This window comes from Streptomyces sp. ISL-66, assembly GCF_018614135.1.
In the GTDB taxonomy this organism is placed as follows: domain Bacteria; phylum Actinomycetota; class Actinomycetes; order Streptomycetales; family Streptomycetaceae; genus Streptomyces.
The window spans coordinates 1-5,159 of record NZ_JAGGOW010000183.1 but is presented as its reverse complement, the minus strand read 5'-3'; the positions used below and the strand labels follow the sequence as shown (position 1 = coordinate 5,159).

General features: G+C 64.1%; 6 protein-coding genes and 1 pseudogene. 4 read left to right on the top strand and 3 right to left on the bottom strand.

Going from position 1 to position 5,159, the window contains the following annotated elements; translation table 11 throughout:
• Window positions 1–654: ISAs1 family transposase (locus J7E97_RS31180; protein ID WP_215034277.1), on the top strand; the 654-nt coding region annotated here is incomplete at its 5' end.
• Between the two features lie 304 nt (window positions 655–958).
• On the opposite strand, the gene J7E97_RS37150 is transcribed toward J7E97_RS31180, so the two are convergent.
• The gene (locus tag J7E97_RS37150; protein ID WP_374224286.1) at window positions 959–2,083 is read right to left on the bottom strand and encodes an RNA-guided endonuclease TnpB family protein; all 1,125 of its coding nucleotides are present in this window, start codon (window positions 2,081–2,083) and stop codon (window positions 959–961) included.
• A gap of 51 nt (window positions 2,084–2,134) precedes the next feature.
• Between J7E97_RS37150 and J7E97_RS36740 the strand changes: the two genes are divergently transcribed.
• Window positions 2,135–2,257: a hypothetical protein gene (locus J7E97_RS36740; protein ID WP_285428911.1), complete on the top strand. Its 123-nt coding sequence runs from the start codon at window positions 2,135–2,137 to the stop codon at window positions 2,255–2,257.
• Between the two features lie 183 nt (window positions 2,258–2,440).
• On the opposite strand, the pseudogene J7E97_RS37145 reads toward J7E97_RS36740, so the two are convergent.
• Both J7E97_RS37145 and J7E97_RS31170 read right to left on the bottom strand, forming a co-directional pair.
• A pseudogene (locus J7E97_RS37145) lies at window positions 2,441–2,572 on the bottom strand (helix-turn-helix domain-containing protein); the annotation flags it as partial.
• 93 nt (window positions 2,573–2,665) lie between these two features.
• On the bottom strand, window positions 2,666–3,070 hold the full coding sequence (locus J7E97_RS31170; RefSeq protein WP_215034273.1) for a rodlin: 405 nt from the start codon (window positions 3,068–3,070) through the stop codon (window positions 2,666–2,668).
• A gap of 514 nt (window positions 3,071–3,584) precedes the next feature.
• Between J7E97_RS31170 and J7E97_RS31165 the strand changes: the two genes are divergently transcribed.
• Window positions 3,585–3,968: a transposase gene (locus J7E97_RS31165; protein WP_215034271.1), complete on the top strand. Its 384-nt coding sequence runs from the start codon at window positions 3,585–3,587 to the stop codon at window positions 3,966–3,968.
• 20 nt (window positions 3,969–3,988) lie between these two features.
• Window positions 3,989–4,993, top strand: coding sequence for an IS3 family transposase (locus tag J7E97_RS31160; protein WP_215034269.1), 1,005 nt, complete (start codon window positions 3,989–3,991; stop codon window positions 4,991–4,993).
• The last annotated feature ends 166 nt before the right edge of the window (window positions 4,994–5,159 follow it).

The following is a 5,159-nucleotide window of genomic DNA, read 5'->3' as shown; positions in this document are numbered from 1 at the left end:
AAGAGCAACGAGATTCCCGCCTTCGCCCCGCTGCTGGACACCCTCGATCTCACCGGCACGGTGATCACCACCGTCGCCCTGCACACTCAGCACGCCCACGGCACCTACCTGCGCCGACGTGGCGCCCACTACATCGCGGTCGTCAAGAAGAACCACCCCGGCCTCTACGAGAGGATCCGCAAGCTGCCCTGGCACGAGATCACGCTCGACCACTACGACCGCACCCGCGCCCATCATCGCGACGAGATCCGCCGCCTGAAGACCGCCGCCTTCGCCCACCTCGACTACCCCGACGCCCGTCAGGCCCTCCAAGTCGTGCGCTGGCGACGCGAGCTCAGCTCCGGCAAGCTCACCATCGAGCGCGTCTACCTGATCACCAGCCTGCCGCCCGGAGCCGCCGACGGCGCACAGTTCGCAGCATGGATCAGAGGGCACTGGGGCATCGAAAACCTCCTGCACCACGTCCGCGACCGGACTTACCGCGAGGACGACTCCAAAATCCGCACCGCACACCTGCCCCGCATCATGGCCAGCCTGCGCAACCTCGCCATCGGCGTCCACCGCCAAGACGGCCGCGCCAACATCGCCGCCGCCCTCCGCCACACCGCCCGCGACCACCACCGGCCCCTGTCAGCCATCGGACTCACCGGGTAACGAACCCGGACACACCGCCTTCAAGCAATGACCCTGACTAATCGGCAGCCCCCTGGCTCCGGGAACTGGCGCCCTTCCGCCACAAAAACAAGTGCCGCCCCTGTGCGACGAGGGGCGGCACCTGCAGAACATGCGTTAACTCTTAATTATGCATACAGTGCTTATCACGATGCACTGCTGTGGTCACCCGCTAGGGCGCCCGAGGATCGCTCTTCGGGGGTGGCACTCTCGTGGCTTCTCGCTTCAACACGACGAAAATTCACATCTGTCAAGAGATGGGAACTATCGCTGCTCGGCGAGCGTTTTACGTCTCCCCGCTACCCGAGGCGACGGGGTTGATTCTACGTTGAGCAATCATCAGAATGCAAGCTGCGGCGTTTTCGTGCCGATCAGTCACATAATTGCAGGATGGGCAGGCGAAGTTCGTGTGTGACGGCAGGGAATCCTTGTTGAGTTTACCGCACCGGGAGCACATGCTGGCTACCCTCTGACCTCGCTCAAGTTTGATCAGATTCGATCCGTATTGAGGGCATTTATATTCAAGCTGCCGACGAAGCTCACCGAGAGCCGCGTCCATCAGCTGACGATTGAACAAGCTTTTGATTCCCGCTTGGATGCCACGCGGCGCGGGCTTTCGGCGCGTCGAAGCCAAAAGATCGACTAGATCGAAGTCTTCGATCGCTACATATTCGTGGGACCGAGCTACCGATTTTGTGACCTTATGCAGCGTGCCTGCTCTTCTCAGTGCCACGAGATGGTGCAGTCTGGCGAGCTGTACGGCCCGCTTTCTATAGCGCGTTGAACCGGGCTTGGCACGTGCCATGAGGCGGGCGGTCTTGGCCATGGCCGGCAGGGAGCGCAGAAGATGCCTTGGGTGAGGAATCACGCTCTCGCTGCAGCAGCTGGGCTGGGGTACACCGTGTGACAGGACGGCCAGGTATCTGGAACCGAGATCGACTCCGACCGTACCGCCAGCTCGCTGGCGGGCGTTGGGTTTGGCTGGCAGTGAGATGAACAGCTTGCAGGAGACACTGGCGTACCAGCGTTGGGCTCTACGCGTGACAGTCACCGACTGGATGCGGGCTTGGCCTCCTGCGATCAGGCGGGCGAGCCGTCGCGTTGAGCCGTGGACACGGACGCGTCCGATCTTAGGAAGAGTGACGTGCCGGTACCCATCCAGTCTGATGGAGGGCTGCTTCACGTCGTGGTAAAGGGTGAAACTGTCAGGACAGGACCCCTTCTTCTTGAAGCGAGGGTAACCTACCCTGCGGCCCCCTCGTTCGCCGCTGGCTGAAGTTTTCCAATTATTCCAGGCAGCCTGTGCGCGATCGAATCCAGAGGTGAAACAGTAGACATTTACCTGGTGCCACCAAGGTGTGCCGCCTTCTTCTTTGGGAAGGTCCCTGACGGTGCGCCATATGACGGCCATGTCGTGCTGGTTGGGTACCGAATCCCCTCGGGAGAAAAGCTGACTCTTATAGTGAGCGACAGCATTCCTGGCCTGCGCGAGCAGTCTGGCATGTTCTTCGGGTCTCTCAGCTACGCGGGCCATCTGACGTTGGCGGGCAAGCTCAGCGACCAGCTCAACGGTTTCTGGGGATGACTGCGCTGGGGCAGGGTTCGCGGCGGCCGGCTTAATGAGGCACCTGCGGTGATGATCCCAGGCTGCATGCAGAGCCTTCACTGAGCAGGCCTCCTTTCGGAGGCAGTCTTTCCACTGAGATGTGGTCAAGCCCTGGGAAATTAGCGCATCGCGCCTTGCAGCCCACGCTCGATGCGAATCCATCTTTTGAGCAATGGCGTAGTTGTACGCCCAGCGGCACGCACCCGCGGACTGAGCAAGGATTTCCCTCTGCGCCTCAGTGGGGTCCAGAGCGAACTGGAAGCTTCGGGTCAGGTCAGCACTAGGCACAGTCATCCTCAGTCGCCTCTCTCAAAAGGGCCCGGAAGGCCGGGTGGAGTAAACCACCCGGCCTTCCGGGCCCTAGCTGCCAAGGGGTGACAGCCTGTGTCAGTTGGCGGAGCCGTTCTGAGAAAGAACCGGGATGTCGTCCAGGATGTGGGAGAGCGCCCCGTCACCCTGAACCTGGTTGGAGTTCTCCACACACTGCTGGTTCTGCGTGGCCGACAGGATCGGGACGTCCTGGAGACCGACGTTGACCACGCCCACCAGATTCTGAACGTTGAGCTTGGCCGGCAGGGCGATGCAGGGCTTGTTCAGCGAGCCCTGCACCAGCGCCATCTGCGGGCTCATGTCGCCAGTGGTCTTCATGTTGCCGTAGATCTGGGACGCACCGTTGCCGTTGACCATGTTGACCTCGTCGTTGCCAACGGCCATGGCCTGCGGGGCCAGGGCGGCGCCCAGTCCCAGAGCAGCGGTAGCAACCGCGGTCGAGGCGACGATCTTCTTGAGCATGTGTGTGTCCCTTATCTTGGCCTGGTACCCGCACGGTGCGGGGGCACATACTCAAACTCGATCCGTTGCCTTCCGTTACGGTGCGCCACCCAAACGGTGTATGTGAGGTTCCCCCAAGTTGCCGGAGATCGTTAGCCTCGCCGTTTCACTTGGGGACGGCTGGCTTTGGGGCGGAAACGGTTGAGTCGGCCTGGAGCGCGGTACCGGTGTTGCCACCAGCCCGTCTCTCCAGGCCGCTCGCCGAACCCGGCGTACCCGTTACCGAGTACCGGGCTCTCCACAGTTGTTGTCGTGGGCTGTTCGTCAGGTGATCGTCCAGGGGGTGGGGATGGTGTCGCCCCGGTAGCGGTACCGCGTGATTGCGGGTGTCCGCGCCGGGTTGACCAGTTCCACTCCGTCCACCGCGATCGGCAGCCAGGACCCGTCAGGTCCCAGCCCTCTCTGTCAGCCTTGGGTGAGACGTCCCGCTTTGTCGGGTTAGCCTGAGAGGGCACGCCAGGAGACCCCACCCCTCATGACCAGCACCAAGCCCGCCGGATCCGACCCGGCCCCCAGGCCGAAGCGCCGCAGTTTCAGCCCCGAGTACAAGCTGCGGATCGTGGCCGAGTACGACGCCGCACCCAAGAACGAGAAGGGCGCGGTCCTGCGCCGCGAGCGCCTGTACCACTCGCACCTCACGGAATGGCGGGCCGCACGGGACGCCGGAGCCCTGGAGAACCTCGTCGACCGGCGCACCAGCCCGGCGAGGCCGAAGCGGTCCGCCGCCGAGGCGGAGAACGAGAAGCTGCGCCGCCAGGTGGAACGGCTGGAGAAGGAACTGGCCCGGAACAAGGCCGCACTGGAAATCCTGGGAAAAGCTTCGGCGCTCTTGGAAATGATCTCCGAGAGCGCGGACTGAAGCACACCGCCGAGCCGGTCGTGGACGAAGCGTTCACCGGCATCGAGGGCGAGCTGGGCATCACGTCGGCATGCCGGCTGACGGGCCGCTCCCGCGCCACCCACTACCGCCCGCTGCGGCCCCCCACGCCGCGCAGACCCCGCGAGCCGCAGGCCCAGCCCTCGGCCCTCGCGGCCCAAGAGCGGGCCTCGGTACTGGAGCTGATGAACAGCGACGAGTACGCCGAGCTGCCGCCCGCACAGATCTGGGCCCGCGAGCTCGACGCCGGGCGCCACCACTGCTCGATCTCCACGATGTACCGGATCCTGCGCGAGTGGGGCCAGAGCGGCGAACGCCGCCGCCAGGCCACCCACCCCGCCAAAACAGTGCCCGAGCTGGTCGCCACCGGCCCGTCGCAGGTGTTCACCTGGGACATCACCAAGGCGGCCGGCCCGGTCAAGGGCATCTGGTATCACGCCTACGTCATCATCGACATCTTCAGCCGCTACATCGTCGGCCACACCGTCGAGGCCGCCGAATCCGCTGAGCGCGCGGAGGAGTTGATCCGGGAGGCCATCACACGCAACCACATGGTGCCCGAGACCGTGCACGCCGACCGCGGCACCTCGATGACGAGCAAGAAGGTGTCCCAACTGCTGATCGATCTGGGGGTGACCAGGTCGCACTCGCGTCCGAAGGTCTCCAACGACAACCCCTACAGCGAGGCCCAGTTCAAGACCACGAAGTACATGTCGGACTATCCCGAACGGTTCGATTCACTGGCCCACGCCCGCGAGTGGTTCGACGCGTTCATCGCGTACTACAACCACGAGCACCGGCACTCGGGCATCGGCCGGCACACGCCCGCCAGCGTCCATTTCGGCACCGCCGAGGAGGTCCGCGACCAACGCGCGGTCACCCTCGCCCAGGCATACGCCCGCCACCCCGAACGCTTCGGCCGCCGCCCCCGGCCACCCGAGATACCCCAGAAGGCATGGATCAACGACCCGGCCAAACGCCGGGAACCCGCACCACAAACCTCATAGCGTCACGACCGTCTCGCTGGACTTGAAATCTTCCGCTCCGGCCAGTCCCAGCCGCACGAGCCCGAGAGCCCCGGCCCACACAGTCGTCCCCATAAACAGCACAGCGATCACGCTCCAGGCCACGACCGCTATGCCCCACCCCTTAGGCGGGAATCTCGTTGCTCTT

Bases quoted from the DNA above. Each gene is read 5' to 3' on its own strand.
- J7E97_RS37150 (WP_374224286.1), bottom strand. From the start codon at position 2,083: ATGGCCGTCATATGGCGCACCGTCAGGGACCTTCCCAAAGAAGAAGGC.
- J7E97_RS31170 (WP_215034273.1), bottom strand. From the start codon at position 3,070: ATGCTCAAGAAGATCGTCGCCTCGACCGCGGTTGCTACCGCTGCTCTG.
- J7E97_RS31165 (WP_215034271.1), top strand. From the start codon at position 3,585: ATGACCAGCACCAAGCCCGCCGGATCCGACCCGGCCCCCAGGCCGAAG.